Origin of the sequence: Chitinophaga sp., assembly GCF_035564935.1 — a bacterium.
Lineage (GTDB): Bacteria > Bacteroidota > Bacteroidia > Chitinophagales > Chitinophagaceae > Chitinophaga.
On the sequence record NZ_DATMTE010000540.1, the window covers coordinates 1 to 16,097 of the forward strand.

Annotated in this window: 11 protein-coding genes; 4 read left to right on the top strand and 7 right to left on the bottom strand. The window is 47.6% G+C overall.

Annotation, left to right across the window (positions count from 1 at the left end):
- Positions 1 to 627, top strand: a 627-nt coding sequence (locus VN105_RS13945; protein WP_325641871.1) for a LytR/AlgR family response regulator transcription factor, incomplete at its 5' end; no start/stop codon positions are given.
- Here VN105_RS13945 and VN105_RS13950 read toward each other — a convergent pair.
- The 7 genes from VN105_RS13950 to VN105_RS13980 form a co-directional block, all read right to left on the bottom strand.
- The gene (locus VN105_RS13950; protein ID WP_325641873.1) at positions 617 to 1,333 is read right to left on the bottom strand and encodes an AcvB/VirJ family lysyl-phosphatidylglycerol hydrolase; all 717 of its coding nucleotides are present in this window, start codon (positions 1,331 to 1,333) and stop codon (positions 617 to 619) included. The genes VN105_RS13945 and VN105_RS13950 overlap by 11 nt on opposite strands.
- 57 nt (positions 1,334 to 1,390) lie before the next feature.
- Positions 1,391 to 3,970: a phosphatidylglycerol lysyltransferase domain-containing protein gene (locus VN105_RS13955; RefSeq protein ID WP_325641875.1), complete on the bottom strand. Its 2,580-nt coding sequence runs from the start codon at positions 3,968 to 3,970 to the stop codon at positions 1,391 to 1,393.
- Between the two features lie 126 nt (positions 3,971 to 4,096).
- Entirely contained in the window at positions 4,097 to 5,752 is a 1,656-nt protein-coding gene (locus tag VN105_RS13960; RefSeq protein ID WP_325641877.1) for a T9SS type A sorting domain-containing protein, read from the bottom strand.
- Positions 5,730 to 6,665, bottom strand: a complete 936-nt coding sequence (locus tag VN105_RS13965; protein WP_325641879.1) for a hypothetical protein — start codon at positions 6,663 to 6,665, stop codon at positions 5,730 to 5,732. The genes VN105_RS13960 and VN105_RS13965 overlap by 23 nt, the downstream gene beginning before the upstream one ends.
- A gap of 31 nt (positions 6,666 to 6,696) precedes the next feature.
- The gene (locus tag VN105_RS13970; RefSeq protein WP_325641880.1) at positions 6,697 to 8,367 is read right to left on the bottom strand and encodes a hypothetical protein; all 1,671 of its coding nucleotides are present in this window, start codon (positions 8,365 to 8,367) and stop codon (positions 6,697 to 6,699) included.
- Positions 8,368 to 8,586: 219 nt separating this feature from the next.
- The gene (locus VN105_RS13975; RefSeq protein ID WP_325641882.1) at positions 8,587 to 9,027 is read right to left on the bottom strand and encodes a universal stress protein; all 441 of its coding nucleotides are present in this window, start codon (positions 9,025 to 9,027) and stop codon (positions 8,587 to 8,589) included.
- Between the two features lie 39 nt (positions 9,028 to 9,066).
- Entirely contained in the window at positions 9,067 to 9,639 is a 573-nt protein-coding gene (locus VN105_RS13980; protein ID WP_325641884.1) for a TetR/AcrR family transcriptional regulator, read from the bottom strand.
- Between the two features lie 994 nt (positions 9,640 to 10,633).
- On the opposite strand from VN105_RS13980, the gene VN105_RS13985 reads away from it, so the two are divergent.
- Genes VN105_RS13985 through VN105_RS13995 form a run of 3 tightly spaced genes read left to right on the top strand, consistent with a single transcriptional unit; the run spans position 10,634 to position 15,989 of the window.
- Positions 10,634 to 12,430 (top strand): alpha-L-fucosidase, encoded by a 1,797-nt coding sequence (locus VN105_RS13985; protein ID WP_325641886.1) that lies wholly within the window; start codon positions 10,634 to 10,636, stop codon positions 12,428 to 12,430.
- 22 nt (positions 12,431 to 12,452) lie between these two features.
- Entirely contained in the window at positions 12,453 to 14,612 is a 2,160-nt protein-coding gene (locus VN105_RS13990) for an alpha-galactosidase (protein ID WP_325641888.1), read from the top strand.
- Between the two features lie 36 nt (positions 14,613 to 14,648).
- Complete coding sequence (locus tag VN105_RS13995) at positions 14,649 to 15,989, top strand: alpha-L-fucosidase (RefSeq protein WP_325641890.1); 1,341 nt, start codon at positions 14,649 to 14,651, stop codon at positions 15,987 to 15,989.
- Positions 15,990 to 16,097 lie beyond the last annotated feature (108 nt).

Sequence of the window (16,097 nt, forward strand, 5' to 3'; positions counted from 1 at the left end):
ATCCCCTGCGTTTACCTCGTGTGCCGCAGCCAAACCATGGCGGAGGCCCGTTTCTGGATAGAAACACAAACTATTCATGTATTGATAGCCGGCGATTATAATGATCCGCTTTCTCCGCCAATGCACATAACGGGCGTACTACCGGTTTTGATGATGGTGTATAACGATGCACCAACATCCGCAGGATTTGATTTCCTGCCTGTAGCGCTCCTGCAGTTGCCTTTCACGGCCAACGCATTAAACGAGGTGTTTTCTAAAATATACAAGACTATAGAAATGGAAGCAACTACTTACCCCACTCAATTTCCGGCAGATTATTTTACGCTGAAAACACAGGATCGTTTTGAAAAAGTATTTTATGACGAACTGCTGTATGTAGAAGTAATGGATGATCATATCATGCTGCACCTCCGGGATCAGAAGCTGGTCACCAGCGAAAAGCTGGACTGGATCATTTCCCAGTTGCCGGCAAATGCCTTTATGCGGGTGCATCACTGGTTTGTAATAGGGTTTCGCCATATTACATTACTGGCGGAAGATCATGTAATGATTGGAGAGGCCAGGATAACCCTGACAAAGGAAATGAGGAAGGAACTGGCCAGGAGATACCAGCTGCCTATGGAGTAACGCCTGTTTGCAAACCTGCCAGTATCTTTCCTGCCACGCCGGCAGCATCTTCATCGTAAGCATGTCCGCCGGGAAGGATCAGTTTTTCATACCGGACATTCAATGCCGAAAAGTTGAAATCTTTTTCCTCTGCCCCAAAAACCAGCAGCAACGGCTTGTTGGTAATTTTATTCATCTCGGCCGGAACACTCATCCCCTTATTACTGGATTTGCCCAGCATATCCGAAAGATGTACCTCCATGTCGGTATAAAGCGAGGGCGACAGGAATACCAGGTGCTTTACTTCCCCGGCTACTTCCGGTGGCAAACTGGTGTAAATAAACGGGAGCACATCTGCGCCCAGTGAATACCCGATCAGCACCACGCCATGACTACCACCCCATTGCCCCTGGTAATGGGTGATCAGGGAGGCGATATCCTTTGCCGCCTGCTGGGGCGACTTCTTACTCCAGAAATACTTCAACGCATTTAAGGCTACTACGGGGTAGCTTTTCTGACGGAACGATTCAATTACGTTGGCGGAAAATTTCTTCATACCGCCATCTCCCGTTATATACAGGATCAACGGAGCCGTGCTGCCGGCGGTTGGCGCCTTAACAACTACCGGCAGGTTATTGATCCCGCTCTGTGCTTTTGATTGAAATATTGTAAATAAGAAGAAAAAGCTAAACAGCTTTGATACCCTGAACAACTTGCCTGCTATCATATATTAAATTAACGCCTGTTTGTAAAACAAAATCCGTTCCGCGATTGTTCGCCCCGCTTAAGGCTGCATTACTTTGCTCAATGCAGATGGTAATTGTATCAGGTCAAAGTCATGTTCGTACACCAGGTATTTGTTGGTCCACTCAGTGGCATATTTTTCCTTAAACTCCCGTAAACCTTGGTAGTGCCGGAAGAAACGCAGTTTTTCATACGCATACTTCACCATTTTTTCCGCGGTATTTTCCGGTTGAATAATGCCGGACATCGGCACCATCCCCAGGTTCAGGTAGTGCAGTTCTTTTTGTTGTGCATCCTGGATCAGCGCAATGATGAGTGCATCCATTACGCCGCCGGGAGCATCGGCGCGTTTCCGGATCAGGTCGTACGTACATTCACCTGGAGCATAGTCCGGAATTATATTAAGGAAGGCCGCTACTTGTCCCTCTGCATCGGTTACAGTAATAACATCCTGGTTCCGTATCACATCTTCATCAAACAAACCCTGTGAAAAGGTGAGCTCTTTTACTTCATATTGATGCAGCCATTCATCGCTTACAACCTTTAAAGCATGCAGCATTGCGGGTGACTGTGGCGCTGCATGGAAAGCTGTTACATAGCCCTTGTTAGCCAGGCTGTTCAGCCCGTTGCGCAGCGATTTTTTATCCTTACCACTCAGGGTAAAATCCCGGATATCCATGATGGCTTCCTGCCCAATCAGCATCTTTTTCTTTTTCAGATGACTAAAATAATAGGTGCTGTCTTCATCTACCCTGTAAAACGCGGGCCGGAGGCCCATTTTCCGGCATTGTTGTTCAAATTCTTCAAGTACCAGCAGTTTATTATCTTCACTGCACACGGGTTCTTCCAGTACAATCGCAAAACTGCCGGCCACGCGGTAAGCAATAAAACCTTCATACTGTTCGGACACGAACAATAATTTGTCCTGCCCTATTTTAAAGTAGTCCATGGGAGAATCGCCGTACTGGCTCAGGTAAAACCGCGCTTTCTCCAGGCTGGTATTGGTTTGCTGCGTAACATGCAGGTAAGGTCGTATGATAGTGTAAAACAGGAAAGCCCATGCACTTACACCCAACACGCGGATGGCCGACATAAATTCTTTCCCGAATCTGGTAACGGGCTGTAACCCGTCATCTTCCAGCAGCATAAAACAATGGAAGGCATGGCGGATAGACTGCTGCCAGGTAAAGTCTATTCCGAAGTGTCTCACATTCAAAAAATAAAAGCCGATGGTACCAAAAATCAGGACCACAAACAGGGTAGCCATTGCCGTTACTACGCCAATATTCACCAGTTGCGGATTACTTTTAACCCGGTATTGCCGCGAAGTAATAAGCAGTATAATACTGGTAACCAGGGCCAGGGATGCTTCTTCATAATCCAGCGCTTTCCCGATATGTCCGAATACCGATAGCAGCGATACAGCCAGCGCTACGATCCATGCACTGCGTAAGCCCCGGAATAAAAAGGTGGCCGTTACCAGCAGCACCAGCCCAAGAAATACCACCAGCAAATTAGTAGCATGGATGGAGGTGCCCGGAATATAAGCCCGCAATAAATGCATACGGTTAGCCAAAGGAGGGGTGAGTACCGAAAAAATATTCACCATGCCCAGCAGGAAGATCAGGATAGGTGGCAATAACCGCAATACCAGGTCGCGCCCCTTCAGGGCAAAGGCAAACATGCCGCCAACCAGCGGAAGCCAGAATTCAAACAGCCGGAATAATAAAGTGATTTCCAGCGCTTCCAGTGTACTGAATCCGTAGTTACTGAGGATATAGGCCAGCGATAATTCAATGGCGCCCAACCCGCGCAGAAAAGGAGAAATAATTAAAAAGATGGTAGCTACAATATATCCTACACAGGCCGCTTCCAGCGATGGCGTAACGCCTACTGCCAGCATGCTCAGGTACAGGTGACCCACACCGGCTACTTCTATCAGCACTGATGCTATTACGGTATTCATGAAAGCCGGCACTGATAATTGAAACGTAAATATTTCATCTACCTGCCTTGCCGCTCCCGGAAAATATTTTACGAGTAAGCGGTAGGCGCCACCTTTGGCCTGCATGGAGCGTACCAGCCAAACTACCCCGAGCAACAGTACGCAGATTGCCACAAGTCCCCATAGGGCATCCCTCATAGTACCCGCATGGAGCATGGCATATGCCACCACGGGAATGCCTACCAGGAAAACGGAAAGGATACCCACAAATCCGTAGATGCCGGAAGCCTGGTGGATCTGTTGTTTATGTAAGCCGGTGCGGCGCAGGCTTTGCGGCAAATAAGCCAGTGAGCTGATACCACCTGCCGGCAGGAATACCGATAAAAGATTGCGCTTCAGAAATAATTCCGTACTCCTGCCGGTATCCAGCTTTGCGCCTACTGCCCGGAAGCTGAATACATACATGGCCGCCTGCAACAAAATATAAGCAATGGTTACTATCACGCCAAGCACTACCCAGCCCCTGTGAGCCCTTTCAATAGCGGGGATCAGGGAATATAGTTCATGGCGCTGTGAACGGAAAAAATAAATGGCCAGCAATATAAATAATACTGCCAGCAGCTCTTTCAGGTGGAGCTTGCGCAGAAATGCCGCAGTAAAAAATTTCTTTTTCAAAGGTTCGTAGGTTTCGTTAATCTGTTGTTCGCACTAACCCGCAAAGTTATACCAACTTTTAAACGAATCCCTGTAACTGCGGGGAGTTTAAGGGGATTTTAATTTATGGAGATGATCTTCCGGCTTTTATTCCATTAGTATAACCTTCTCTGTGTGAATAAGTTCATTATTTTCCCCGATCAGCTGAAGGAAGTAGGTACCCCGGGCAAGACCAGCAGGAATATTCAGTTCATAATAGTTCCGTTGTTGCAGTGGCTGGTCGTATTTCTGGTAAATGATCCGGCGACCGGGGATATCAATAAAAGAAATAGCTTTTATATGCTGGTTCGCGCTGTAATAAATATGCAGCACGCCTCCTCTTACCGGGTTGGGCCAGATCGCAATTTCACTCCGGATGTTCTTGCCTTTCACAATGCGCACCGGGCTGTAGAAGAAGGAACCATCGGTCATGATGACTTTAAGACGGTAAAAAATAAATCCGTCATTGGCTGGTGCATCCGTTGCATCATATCCCACCGGGAAAAAGCTGATCCCGCCGGGAGATTTGCTGGCCACAAACCCGAGGGAGTCGAACGTTTGACCGGTTGCAAATTTTCTTTCAATGGCAAACCCACGGCAGAAATATTCCCTTCCGGTGATCCAGTGCAGCAGTACGGTATCTTCATCGGTGAAGCTGCGGGTGGCACTGAAAAAGTTCAGCGTTGTTTGGTTGGGGCTGTTCACCGTTTCAGCCACCAGGCTGGTGAAGTAATTGGTGGTGCGCAGATGTTGAAAAGTACGGCTTACAAATACCTTTTGTCTGTCGGCGGCGCCTGTGGTATACGGACTGGGGCCGGCAGGAGCCGCCCGCTGTGTGGCCAGGTCCCACGAGGTGTCTATAAACCTTGCCAGGTAGGCGGTGTTCCGGTTTGCTTCATACGACGGTCCTTCGTCTGAGATGTCGTATGCCAGGTGAATACTCAGAGCTGCATCCGGTTCAGAAACATCCACATTCCAGGTTTTATTTACACTGGTCAGCACCAGGTTCGCACCATCTGTAAGATGTTGCCTCACACTATCGGAAACGCCTGCACGAATAGTGGCAGTTGCACCCCGGTTTTCCAATGCTAACGGTGTAAAGCTGGATGGCCGCGTACCAATGGGGAAAACAACCGTATTGCCGGCGCCGGAAATACGGCTGCGGTAAAGGGCGCCGCTGCCAAAGCTGCCACCTGTAATGATAAAGTGATCCTGGGAGTAGTTCCGTATGTCGCCCGGCGTATGATGGCCTATCACCAGGTTCCATCCATTGAGAAATACATATCCCTTCTTAAGATCCAGGGTATTTACAATTTTCAGGTCGCTGAGATCATCTAAAAAAATACCCGGTGAATTTTCCACACTCAGATTCGGAAAACTGGCTCCCTGTGAAGATGCAGCGTTATAGCCGCCACTGATATACTGGTACAGTGCAGGATTGGTTTGCATAAAGCGGAATAATCCCCCCGAAGCGCTGTACCCATCAATGCTTTCATCCAGTATAGCTGCATTATTGCCGTTACGCCAGCGTAATCCATAAAAATTCACCACCGACCCGGTTACTGCACGTATGTTTCCCTCATTGACCATGTCGCCAAAAACGGCAATGGTATCTGTACTGAATATGCCCATTTTACTGTTGGGATGTAACCAGGTAACAGATTGTCCCCTGGCTACAGGGGAGGCTGCCAGGAGCAATAAAATGGATAATATGGAGCGGTAGTGTTTTATAGAAATTGTTTTAATACCCGATAACCGTGACAAATATTTTGGTGGTGTTTGCGATGCTTGGTTCCAGTCCGTCGAGGATACTTAACAGCACTACTGTAGATGCCCTGCTTTCAGTAAGAATGAAATTTATTTTTGTTAAACTATAGCCAAGTATGGTCACCAGCGGTGCATTGGTATAGTCAGCGCCGCCCTTGGCAGTGGCTTGTATCGACAGGATTTTAGTAAACCCTGCGGAGGAAATATCGATGGATAATTGCCCGCTGGTAAGCGGTGTGCCGGGCTGGCTTACCGAATCGGCCCATATTTTTATGGACTGTGATATTACGCCGGCGCCGTTGTAAAACACCGGTGCGCTTGCAGCTCTTACCACGTTCCCGCTTGCATCCACCCCAAGTCCTCCAGCACCGGCAGTAACAGTGGAAGCGCTGGTAAGGTTTTCGAATCTCACCCCCGAAGTATTAGTGGTGCCGGTTTTAACATGTAGAAGCGATGATGGCGTGGTAGTACCAATCCCTACACGTCCCGTACTGGAAATGATCATCCGGTTTAAATTGCTGGTCCGGAAATTAACCGGGTTGGCAGTAGCTGTGCCAATGAACTTTGTGGCACTGTCGATGTTCGCATTGCCGCTCAGTAACCATTGATTGCTGCTAACGGCCGTGCTATCTGCTAACTTTGACCAGGAGCCATTCCGCCTTACAAGAAGGCTGCTGGCTGGTGTATAGTAAATGATCATTCCATCAGGAGAGGCGTTGAGCGGCGCTATGGTAGTATCTGTAACGCGTGGCAACAACAGCCCCTGGTTGGTAGTATTAAGTTCCAGCAATGCCGCTTTGATGGGAGAGGAGGTAGGATCTCCCAGTTTGAGTTGCTGTGCATATACAGGAATGTACAGCAACAACAGTACGCATAGCCATACGCTGCTTTGAATGCTTTTTTTCAGCATGAACAACAATTTACGGTAACAATAAATCGGTTTACTTTCTGATCACATACCAGTTGGAACCATCTGTTTGAATTGTTACATAAGTATAATTGTTGTAGATGATGTAGTTAGTGCCTCCTTCTATTTGTGCGCCTCCCTGTGGCTGCAGGGTAACTGCATTATCAATGGAGCCTGCTATTTTTTTGATGGTGTAAACGCGTCCTGCAATATTTGTTACCGGTGGTAAGGTAATCGTAACAGCGCCGGTACCGGCGTTTACAAGTAAAGTATTATCCGTTTCAGCCAAAGCCTCGTTACCGGTGGCGGTTCTTATTTTTAAAGACATTGAGCCCTGTACATCCAGGGTGGAATTTGGTTGTGTGGCTGCTCCCACGATTGCATTTTTTCCTATCGCCAGCGTATCTCTTACTGTTTTAAAACCGGCGAAGGTTTGAGTGGAATCATTTACCACACCTCTTGCTGTAGTACTCGCATCGGGGATATTAAGGGTAAGGGTGTTGGTTACACTGGTGCTGTCGAGTGAGATGTCTGTACCGGCTTTTCCTGTTTTGATATAAATAGCGGGGCCGGTTTGTCCGTTTATCCTGCGGATACCGGCAGAGAATGCAGCGGAATCCACTTCTCTTTTTTCCAGCGCACCGGTTGTTGGGTTTCGGAATAATACGGTAGTAACGGGAGTGCTTACATCCGGAGGAGCAGTAGCCAGTACCACTGCGCCGCTGATATTGGCGCCACCGGCATTTACTTTAAGGCCGTTGCCAACAGTGGCCTGGCCGGTTACGCCAAGACCGGTAACTATGCTTACGCTGTCGTTAAAGGTTTTAGTACCGCCAAAGGTTTGCGCACCGATAGACACGCCGCCGGGATTGGTGGCGTCTGCAGCCACCAGCTGTAGTACGCCTGTGGTATTGTTCAGTACCAGGCCATTGGGATCGCCGGGCGTAAGGATAAAGGCGCCTACGGTAATTGCCTTTTGTTTATTGCTGAAAGATTGCCAGTCTTCATAAGTGAGTAACCCTGTCCGTTGGGAGGCAGTACCAACAATTGGTACATTCATCGTGATAGTACTGTCTGTTGCATTGGTGGTTACCCCAAAATCGGCATTCAGGGTATCCGCCCGGATAGTGAAGCCTTGTTTGGCTATGCCATTGAGTGTTCTGATAGCATCTGTAAAAGCGGCCGGGGAAAGGTTCCGCTGGTTAATGGTACCGGTAGCAGGGTCTATCATCAGCACACTGATGAGGGTAGTGGTGGCAGGTACCTGTTTGAGCGCTACCGTTTGGGTGTTGCTGATGTTAATAGCTTCTGCCGCATTGGTGCGGATAGACAGGGGTTGGTTATCGGAAGTACCGAGGTAATTGGCCGTTGTAGTACCGGCATTCCCTTTCAGCTGCCAGCTTCCGGCGGAAGCATTAAGACTGTCCACCAACCTCGACCAGTAGCCATTACGCCGTACCATCAGGCTCTGGGTAGCAGTGTGGTAAATGATCATCCCGTCGGGTGCTGTATTGAGCGGGGCAAGTGTTGTATCCACGATCCTGGGGAGAAGCAGGCCCTGGCGTAAGCTTTCCAGTTCCAGGATAGAGGATTTATTAATGGTAGCGGGATTATCGCCGATTTTGAGCTGCGCAGATACTGCGGTGGCGAGCATCAGGAATAATAATACCAGTAAGACGCTTTTGCCGGGGTAGTTTTTTTTCATAGTAATGGTTTAAAGGTGAAAGGGGAGTTGTGTGTATAGGAAATCCTTTACCAGTTGGGGGCTGGAGGGTCACAGGTTTGACGTACAGATATACTTTAATTATTCGTTATTAAATATAACCCATATTGCCTGTTTAAAGTTGCAGAGGCATAAAAAAATCCCGGCGGGATCGCCGGGATTCAGCATTAATACTGTTGTATTAATTGTTGAGTGTTGGTCTTAATGTTCTTCCCGGTTATAGGGAACCACCAGTACGGGGATGCGGGCGTGGCGGATAATATATTCTGCGTTGCTGCCCAGCAGCATATGATCCAGGCCGGTTCTGCCATGGGTGCCCACTACCAGCATAGTAGCATTGCTTTCATGTGCCTGTACCAGGGTTTCGTTTTTAGGATTCCCGGTGCCTACTATAATGCTGATATCTTTTTTATCAGGGTAGTTTTGCCGGTATGCTTCCAGTCTTTCCTCTACTTCACGAACCCTTGCAGGGATATCGTCGGTAAATACCGGGCCGCCTTCCGGCAAACCGATGCCGATACCTATTTCCACGACAGAATAGAGGGTAACGGAAGCATTCATTTTATCGGCCAGTTCAAGGCCGGTCCTGATCAGGTTTTCTGAAAAGCTGCTCAGGTCTACTGCGATCATAATGTCTGACATATGCAGATGTATTAATTTGTGAATGTTTATTCATTATTGTTATGCTTTCAGGGCGTCCCAACAAAGGTCGAAGGTGGTATTGATCCTGCTTCTGTTAAGGGTGATGCCACTGTAATGCGTTTGTTTTACCAGTTCATTCATTGCGCCGATAATAAAGGTGAGCAATAGCCCCGTATCTGCCTGTTTAAGAAGTTGTTCTTTCTGGCCTCTTTCTATCAGGGTATAGAAGGGTGCTGAAAGCTGCAGCGCTTTTTCCCGGGTATCGTTGGTGATAAACGGTGAATGATAGCACTGCTCCATAAAAATAACTTCTTCAAAATGTTGCAGCTTATAACGCAGGATATTCAGCCAGATGTTTTTAAACCCGGGTTTGAAGGGTATTTGCGGGTTGTAACCTTTAAAAGATACTTGTACCGAATTTTCCCGGCAGGCGGCAAATAAAGCATTGATCAGCTCATCTTTTCCTTTAAAGTAAACGTATAAAGTACCTGTGGCAATACCAGCCTCCCTGGAGATGTCGCCCATGGTAACGCCCGATAATCCCTTTTCGGCCACCAGTCTGAGTGCAGCCTGGTAGATCTGGGTTACTTTTCTATCGTCTTTCCGTTTCACACTACAAATATAAGCGAATATATATTCATTTTAACGTCACAAAAAAGCCTTCGCAGTGGAAACCGCAAAGGCGCTGTAGCTAGATGATGATTAAATCAAAAACCCATTGGTTGTTTAACCGGTGGGTGATTGTTTAATGTAGTGCTGTGTTAAAAATCCTGGTCCTGGTTGTTTAATCACGGCATTGCCGGGCTTTTTCGCCAAATCAGAAAGTGCCGGTTTATCATGATGGTTGGATTACAAGCGTGCCCTGGTTATTTAACCCTGGGCTGGTAGACCACCACCGGGCTTTTTCACCAAATCAGGAGGTGCCGGTTTACCACGACGGTTGTATTACAAGCGTACCCCGGTTATTTAACCCTGACCACGGCCGGCGGCACCAGGTATATTACACAACGCTCCCGGATCATTCAATCGAATGATCAAAAATCGCTTACCTGTACACCGGTTTCAATGACAGGGAGTTTACCTGAAAACTCCCGTCGGCCTGAAAAGGCCAACAGGTGCTGTTTTGAAACTTTTTAGTTGTATGCATTTTCAGTTATCAGAAGATCACTGAACAGGTAACAATATTAGCCGCATTTACAGTGCAGAGCGTTAATTAAACCTAAACAAGAATGGTAATAACGGAAGAAAAGTCCGGGCAAAAAGAAACCTCTGCCGATGACATACAGCAGAGGTGTTTAAAACATTCACATGGCATCTGCGGCATCGCGTCAGATGCAGATAACACATTATAGCCTGTTATTGAGCTAAATAAGATGATTGCTGAATTTGGAAAGTTACTCTTTGCTTAGTGATCGTAACTTATCTGCAACCGAAATTAGATATTAGTCTTTATAATAATCGTTAATCATTGGTTAATGACGAAAAAGTTACCCTAAGGCCCTTTGATTGTACCATTTTCCCTTTCCCTGATACCATTTTCCACGCATTTGCATATACCGGGGTATATGTATATTTTTTACGGACCGTTACTACTAAATTTAGCTATATGTTCCACCGGATTCCAACGTTACTGATACTGGTATGCCTGCTCGGCCCGCTAAAAGCGAGTACCCAGGATATGCCCGATATGTGGAATAAAGGTGCATCAGCCAATAAACTGCATCCGGGATTAAAATGGTTCGGGGAAGCAAAATTCGGCTTGTTCATTCACTGGGGACTTTATTCTGAACTCGGTGGCCGCTGGAAAGACAGCAGCTACTATGGCAGCGGCGAATGGATCATGAACCGCGCAAAGGCGCCCGCTGCAGAATATGCCAAAATAGCACAAACATTCAACCCTACCGGGTTTAATGCGGAAGAATGGGCGGAAACGGCCCGGGAATCAGGCATCAGGTACATGGTGATCACTGCCAAACACCACGAAGGATTCAGTATGTACGATTCTAAAGTGACCGACTTTGATATTGTAGATGCTTCTCCCTACAAAAAAGATCCCATGAAGGCGCTTTCCGCCGCCTGCCGTGCAAAAGGTATACAGTTCGGATTCTATTACTCCCAGTTCCTCGACTGGCATGAGCCCAATGGGGGAGGGAACAACTGGGACTTTAAAAACAAAGAGAAAGATTATCAGCAATATTACCGCACCAAATCAATCCCGCAACTTAAAGAATTGCTGACCAACTATGGCCCCCTCGGTATCGTTTGGTTCGATATGCCGGGAGGCTTAACCACGGAACAAACCAGGCAAATGATCGATAGTCTCCGTTTACTGCAACCAGGCTGCCTGTTCAGCAGCCGCGTAGGGCATGACCTCGGTGATTACCGCGATTTCGGCGACTCTGAAGTACCCCCGGTTCCCATCCCCGGCGCCTGGGAATCAATTTATACCCATAACGACTCCTGGGGATATATCCGCCACGATCTGAACTTTAAATCACCCGCAGAAATTATACATCTCCTGGGAAATGTAGCGTCTAAAGGCGGGAATCTTATGCTCAACGTGGGCCCCGATGGCAATGGCAAATGGCCGGCCTACTCTGTAGCATACCTGAAAGCTACCGGCAAGTGGCTGCAAACCTATGGCGAAAGTATTTATGGCACCACCTGGGGACTCATCCCTGCGCAACCATGGGGCGTAACCACCAGCAAACCAGGGAAATTATTCCTGCACGTATGGCAAATGCCCGCCAACAGGAAACTACGTGTACCAGGACTAACAGCAAAAATTAAGTCGGTGAAAATACCGGGCAGTAAAAATACGCTTACATGGCAACAACTGCCGGAAGAAACCGTGATTAATTTGCCTGTAACGTTGCCGGATACACGAAGTACAGTGCTGGAAGTAACATATACCGGACAGCAAACAGATCTGTCGCAGCTCCGCACACAAACCGTAAGCAGCGAATATCCGCAGGCGGAAATACCCGCTGTATGGGCTGTTTTCAATGGACATGCCCAAAGCAAACTTTTTACTTATTCCCATTATTTCGGCGACTGGAAACATGACAACTGCATTACCGGTATGGTAACACCCTATGATGCCGTCATATTTCCACTGGACGTGCAGGACGCAGGCGACTATAAAATTATCCTTGACTACGCATGCGAACCCGTGAGCGCCTCCCAGCAAGGGCTGGTAACCCTCGGCGGACAGCAGCTGCCATTCCTGACACTGGTTACCGGCAGCTACAACAGCCATCAGCCCATGAATTTTATTGAACACGCAGTAGGTATCATACATATCGATAAGGCAGGAAAACAAAACCTGACAGTGAAACCGGCTTCCGGTAATAAAAATGAATTATGCTGGCTGAGGAAAGTGATCCTGCAGCCTGTTAAATAATATTTATAAGAAGAGCAAGAACATGAAAAAAACAAATCTCCTGTTAGGACTGGCTGCCGGTCTTTATGCAGGTATAGCAACCGCACAGGTGAAAGCCCCTGCGGCCGACTGGCTTATCAGTCACAAGTCCTATACCGCCACGATAACGGAAAAGAACAAGGAAATCACACTCAGCAACGGGTTACTGAGCCGGAGTTTTCGTATAACCCCCAACGTGATATGTACCGATTATCGTAACCTGGTGAGCGGGGAACAATTGTTGCGCGCCATTAAGCCGGAAGCCCGGCTCACAATTAATGGACATAACTATATGATAGGTGGTGCGCATGGTCAGCAACAACAGGCGTACTTGCTCCCCGTGTGGCTGGATAACCTGAAAGCCGGGCCATCAGATTTTATATACAGCGGCCACCAGGTAACATCCATCTCCCCTTATTTAAAATGGCAGCCTAACAGGTGGTGCAGTAACCCAAAACAGCCCACCGGGAAGGAGCTTACCTTCTCTTACCAGGCACAGGCGCCTGAATTGAAAGGCATCCAGGTAAAAATACACTACGATATATTTGATGGAATACCCCTGATCTCCAAATGGCTGGAAATAGCCAACCAGAGCGGGCAACCGGTAAAACTGCGACAGGTGGTGAATGAAATACTGGCCACTCCGGAAGAAGAATCGGCCGTAGTAGGCAGTGTTAATAAAATGCAGGTGCCCCACGGAATTTATATTGAAAGCAATTACGCTTTCAATAACGCCATGAAAGCAAACCTCAGTGATCAAACTACACACTGGAAAGCCGACAGCACCTACACTTCCCAGGTAAACTACGACCTGCAAACGCCCTGCGTGCTGGAGGTATACCCCATAGTACCAGTTGGCATCACCCTGGCGCCCGGTGAACATTTTGAATCTATCCGTACCTACGAGTTATTGTTTGATGGATACGACCGTGAAAGGAATGGATTGGCGAAAAGAAGATTTTACAGCACCATTGCACCCTGGACTACAGAGAATCCCATTTTCATGCACCTGGTAAGCACCGATCCGGTGAAAGTAAAAGCTATCATTGACCAATGCGCGGAAACCGGTTATGAAGGAGTGATCCTTAGCTTTGGTAGTGGTTTGAATATGGAAGATACCAGTGCGGCCAATATTGCAAAGTTCAAAGCACTGGCGGATTATGCACATAGCAAAAAGGTGCTGCTCGGCGGCTACTCGCTGTTTTCGAGCAGGCGTATCAGTGAAGAAGATGATGTGATCAATCCGGCCACCGGCAAAACCGGCGGCGCGTTTTTTGGTAATGCGCCCTGCCTGGGCAGTAAATGGGGGCTTGGTTATCTGCAGAAAATTAAAAGCTTTATCAGCGCCACCGGCTTCGATATCTTCGAAAACGATGGTCCTTACCCGGGAGATGTTTGTGCATCCACTACCCATCCAGGTCACACGGGACTGGAAGATTCCCAGTGGAAGCAAATGCAGCTGCAGAAAGGATTATACCACTGGCTTAATGAAAGAGGTGTATACGTAAACGCCCCCGATTGGTATTTCCTGGATGGCACTAATAAAATAGCATTGGGTTACCGCGAAGTAAATTTTTCACTGCCACGGGCAGAACAACTGATCCTGAACAGGCAGAATATTTTTGACGGCACCTGGGAGAAAACCCCTTCCATGAGCTGGGGCTTTGTACCACTCAGCGAATACCAGGGCGGTGGCGCAGCCGCTACTATTGAACCCCTGAAAGATCACCTGGATGCTTACAACCAGCTGATGGCACAGTATTATGGCGCCGGTGTTCAGGCCTGCTACCGTGGTCCGCGTTTATATGACACCGATAGTACCAAAGCCGTTGTGAAAAATATGATTGACTGGTATAAAAAGTACCGCAATATCCTCAATACAGATATTATTCACCTGCGCAGGGCCGATGGCCGCGACTGGGATGGTATTATGCATGTAAGTGCTCAGCTGCCGCAAAAGGCACTGGCCATGTTGTACAATCCAACTCAACAGGCAATTACCAGGGAAGTGGCTTTGCCACTGTATTACAGCGGTCTTACAAAAAATGTGCGTATCCGCGAAAAAGAGGGCATACTAAAAACGTATACACTTGACCGTAGCTACAATGCACATGTAAAAGTAACCATCCCCGCAAACGGCTATACGTGGCTGGTAGCAGAATAAACTTGTATCAAACCAAATCTGTATAATTTATCAGTTATGAAGAAACTATCACTTTGCATCTTCACTTTACTCGTAATGCTGGCAGCAAATGCCCAGGAAAAGAAAATCTTTAATGAAACGGATGCCCAGAAAGAACAAAGACTGGCCTGGTGGGTAAACGACCGCTTTGGTATGTTTATTCACTGGGGGCTATATTCTATGCCTGCCCGCCATGAGTGGGTAAAAAGCAATGAACATATCACCGACAGCGCCTACCAGAAGTATTTCGATCTGTACAACCCCGATCTGTATAATCCGCGTGAGTGGGCCCGGCAGGCAAAAGCAGCGGGTATGAAATACGCCGTGATCACTACCAAGCACCATGAGGGATTCTGTTTGTTTGATTCCAGGTACACGGATTATAAAGCAACCAACACCGCCGCAAAAAGAGACCTGATCAGGGAATGGGTAGATGCGTTCCGTGCGGAAGGATTGAAAATAGGGTTTTATTATTCACTGATCGACTGGCACCATCCTGATTACACAATTGACCGTGTACACCCGCAACGTCCTGCTGATCCAAAGGATTATGAAAAGCTGAACAAAGGACGGGATATGGAAAAATACCGCACTTACCTGAAGAACCAGATAAAAGAACTGATGACCAATTACGGAAAGATAGATATCCTCTGGACCGACTTCTCTTTCCCCGGTGAACATGGCAAGGACCATAACGACTGGAACTCCCTGGATCTTATTAAGATGATCCGTAAACTGCAACCTGGCATTATTATCAACGATCGTCTTGACCTGGGAGAGTATGAGGATGGCGGCGATTTTGCCACTCCTGAGCAGTATAAGGTATCTGAATGGCCCACCCGTAATGGTAAACGTATTCATTGGGAAACCTGTCAGACTTTCTCCGGTTCATGGGGATACTACCGGGATGAAACTTCCTGGAAGGATAACAAGCAGCTGCTGGTGCTGCTGATTGAATCCGTGAGCAAGGGCGGTAACCTGTTGCTGAATGTGGGACCTACTTCCCGCGGTACTTTTGATGCGCGTGCGCAGGAAAGACTGAAAGGAATGGGCGAATGGATGCAGGTGAATGGCCGTTCCATTTATGGCTGCACCGAGGCGCCGCCCCAATTCAAACGCCCGGATAACAGTTTGCTGACCTATAATCCAACCACCAGGCGGTTATATGTGCATTTGCTCGATTACCCGCTGCAGCGTTTTGAATTGCCTGGAATGAAAGGCAAAGTCAGGTATGCACAGTTGCTGAATGACGGTTCCGAAATAAAAATGAGAGGTACCGACAAAGGAGACCTGGCCCTGGAACTTCCGGTGCGCAAGCCCGATGTGGAAATACCGGTAATAGAGCTGGTGCTTCAATGATCGCCTTCGGCGAATTTTGTCTGACTCAGGATTAAACTGATTACGCTGATTACCCTGATTTGATTACTTTGGATTTTAAAAGATTCGGGGAGATTTATGCGAAAGTAT

Bases quoted from the DNA above. Each gene is read 5' to 3' on its own strand.
- VN105_RS13995 (WP_325641890.1), top strand. From the start codon at position 14,649: ATGAAGAAACTATCACTTTGCATCTTCACTTTACTCGTAATGCTGGCA.
- VN105_RS13990 (WP_325641888.1), top strand. From the start codon at position 12,453: ATGAAAAAAACAAATCTCCTGTTAGGACTGGCTGCCGGTCTTTATGCA.
- VN105_RS13950 (WP_325641873.1), bottom strand. From the start codon at position 1,333: ATGATAGCAGGCAAGTTGTTCAGGGTATCAAAGCTGTTTAGCTTTTTC.
- VN105_RS13965 (WP_325641879.1), bottom strand. From the start codon at position 6,665: ATGCTGAAAAAAAGCATTCAAAGCAGCGTATGGCTATGCGTACTGTTG.
- VN105_RS13970 (WP_325641880.1), bottom strand. From the start codon at position 8,367: ATGAAAAAAAACTACCCCGGCAAAAGCGTCTTACTGGTATTATTATTC.
- VN105_RS13975 (WP_325641882.1), bottom strand. From the start codon at position 9,027: ATGTCAGACATTATGATCGCAGTAGACCTGAGCAGCTTTTCAGAAAAC.
- VN105_RS13985 (WP_325641886.1), top strand. From the start codon at position 10,634: ATGTTCCACCGGATTCCAACGTTACTGATACTGGTATGCCTGCTCGGC.